Genomic DNA, 2,193 nt, shown 5'->3' with positions numbered 1-2,193 from the left:
TCTGCCTGCCGGCATCTTCTCCCCGTGAACGGGGAGAAGGGAAAGAGGCGCCTACTTCGCCGAGCAGAGCTTGTCGCGCGTCGTCGACATCGCCGCCGCTGCCGAGAAGCCGTAGGGCTCGATGATCTTGGCGAATTCGCCGGACTGCTTCAGCTTGGCCAGTTCGACGTCATAGGCGTCACGCAGCGCCTCATCGCCTTTCTTGAACGCCGCGCCATCGCAATAGACCGGCGCGCCGACGACCGGAGCGACGACTTCGAGGTTCGGATCGTTGGCCTTCTTGACCAGATCGTTGATCGACAGCACCGGCAGCGAATAGGCGTCGATACGGCCGTCCTGCAGCATCTTCAGGCCGCTCTGGCCGTCCGGCACGACGATGACGCGCTCGCGCGGCACGCCGGCAGTGAGCGCCAGCTTCTCCTCGGTGCCGCCGCCCGGCGCACCGATCGTCGCGCTCGTGTCCTTGGCGACATCCTCATAGCTCTTGAAGCCCTTCGGATTGCCCTTCTTGACCAGCATCGCCTCGGCGTCGCACAGCACCGGCTCCGAATAGACGACCGCCGCGCAACGCTCCGGCTTCATGAACAGGCCGGCGGTGACGACGTCGAAACGGCCGGCCTGCAGGCCGGGGATCATCGCGCCATATTCCGAGATCGAGGCGACGATGTCGTTGACGCCGAGGCGCTTGAAGATTTCACGCGCCACATCGGGCGCCGCGCCCGAAACCTTGCCGTCGGCCGCAACCGCCGTATAGGGCGGCTCATTGGCGATGGCGACGCGGGCGAAGCCCTGTGCCTTGAGCTCTTCGAGCTTGCTGTCGTCGGCCGATCCCGCAGTCGAGGCGGCCAGAATCGCGGTCAGTGCAACACCGGCCACGCCGGCCAGAATGCCAAGTTTCTTCATTGTTCCCAACTCCTTGCTTCTCTTCTTGGTTTGGTCGTTCTTGGTTTGGTTACGGGACGGCTCGGCCGCCTTGAGGACGACGTTACCGCCTCTGGCATGGCGGTCAGACGCGATGTCCAGCCGCAATGATCTTCTTCAGGAAGCCTTGCGTGCGCTCCTGCTTGGGATTGCGGAAAATCTCGTCAGGTTTGCCTTCCTCTACGATCTTGCCGCGGTCGAAAAACAGAACCCGGTCGGCGAAATCATGGGCAAAACCCATTTCGTGGGTGACCAGCAGCATGGTCATGTCGGTCTCGGAGCAGAGCCGCCACAAGACGTTCAGCACCTCCTCTACCAGCTCCGGATCGAGCGCCGACGTCACCTCGTCGAACAGCATGATCCTGGGCTGCAGCGCCAGCGCCCGGGCGATCGCCACGCGCTGCTTCTGCCCGCCGGAAAGCTGTGCCGGCATGGCTTTGGCCTTGTCGGCCATGCCAACCATCTCGAGCAGTTCCATCGCCCGTTTTTCGGCGGTGGCGCGCGGCATGCCCTTGGTCAGGATCGGCGCCAGCGTGACGTTGTCGATGACGCTCTTGTGCGGAAACAGGTTGAACAGCTGGAAGACCATGCCGATCTTCTGGCGCATTCTTGCCAGATGCCGTTCGTCGGCGGCCAGCAACTGGCCGTTGCGCTCCATGTGGTAAAGCTGCTCGCCGTCGATCTGGATGTGGCCGCTGTCGATCCGCTCCAGCGTCATCAGGATGCGCAGGATCGTCGTCTTGCCCGAACCGGATGGGCCGATCAGCGCCAGCTTCTCGCGCGGCATGACCTGCATCGACAGGCCGTCCAGCACCTTGAAGGTGCCGAAGCTTTTTGAAATGCCGTCGATCTTGATGATGGGCGCGGACAATGAATTTCCCCGTGCTGGAGAACCTGGTGCCTTCAACGATGCGGAACGCGCCAAATCATGTCAATCAGGAAAATAATATCATGACAATGTTTCTGACTCCGCACAATTTCGCAGCAATGTCTGCCTAGATCGCCAGCAGGAGATGCTCCGGATCGCCGAGCAGAAGTTTGGTGACAACGCTCAAGCCGGCGCGCAGTTCCCCCTCGGTGGTCGAGCCCAGCGAGATGCGCACTGCCGGCTGCCAGGGCTCCTGCGAAATGCGGAAGGATGTGCCTGGCGCGATCGCCACGCCCTGCAAACGGGCCTGTGAGACGAAACTCTCCTCGGCGCGGTCGCTGGGCAGCTGCAGCCACAGATGCAATCCGTCGCGATGGACACGGTAGTCGACCCCGGCAAGCACC

2 protein-coding genes and 1 pseudogene are annotated in these 2,193 nt (G+C 62.6%); all 3 read right to left on the bottom strand.

Translation table 11 applies throughout. The features are described 5' to 3' along the window. Positions 1 to 51: 51 nt before the first annotated feature. Entirely contained in the window at positions 52 to 903 is an 852-nt protein-coding gene (ehuB, locus tag E5W87_RS23005; RefSeq protein ID WP_292402673.1) for an ectoine/hydroxyectoine ABC transporter substrate-binding protein EhuB, read from the bottom strand. Between the two features lie 103 nt (positions 904 to 1,006). Beyond that, the gene (ehuA, locus tag E5W87_RS23000) at positions 1,007 to 1,792 is read right to left on the bottom strand and encodes an ectoine/hydroxyectoine ABC transporter ATP-binding protein EhuA (protein WP_292402670.1); all 786 of its coding nucleotides are present in this window, start codon (positions 1,790 to 1,792) and stop codon (positions 1,007 to 1,009) included. A gap of 124 nt (positions 1,793 to 1,916) precedes the next feature. Then, positions 1,917 to 2,193: pseudogene (locus E5W87_RS22995) on the bottom strand (PLP-dependent aminotransferase family protein); the annotation flags it as partial.

It is taken from the genome of Mesorhizobium sp. (assembly GCF_004962925.1).
Taxonomy (GTDB): Bacteria; Pseudomonadota; Alphaproteobacteria; order Rhizobiales; family Rhizobiaceae; genus Mesorhizobium.
The sequence above is the reverse complement of the archived record's forward strand: the minus strand, read 5'-3'. Positions and strand labels throughout refer to the sequence as shown.

Coding starts and splice junctions, on each gene's coding strand:
- ehuB (WP_292402673.1), bottom strand. CDS start 903: ATGAAGAAACTTGGCATTCTGGCCGGCGTGGCCGGTGTTGCACTGACC.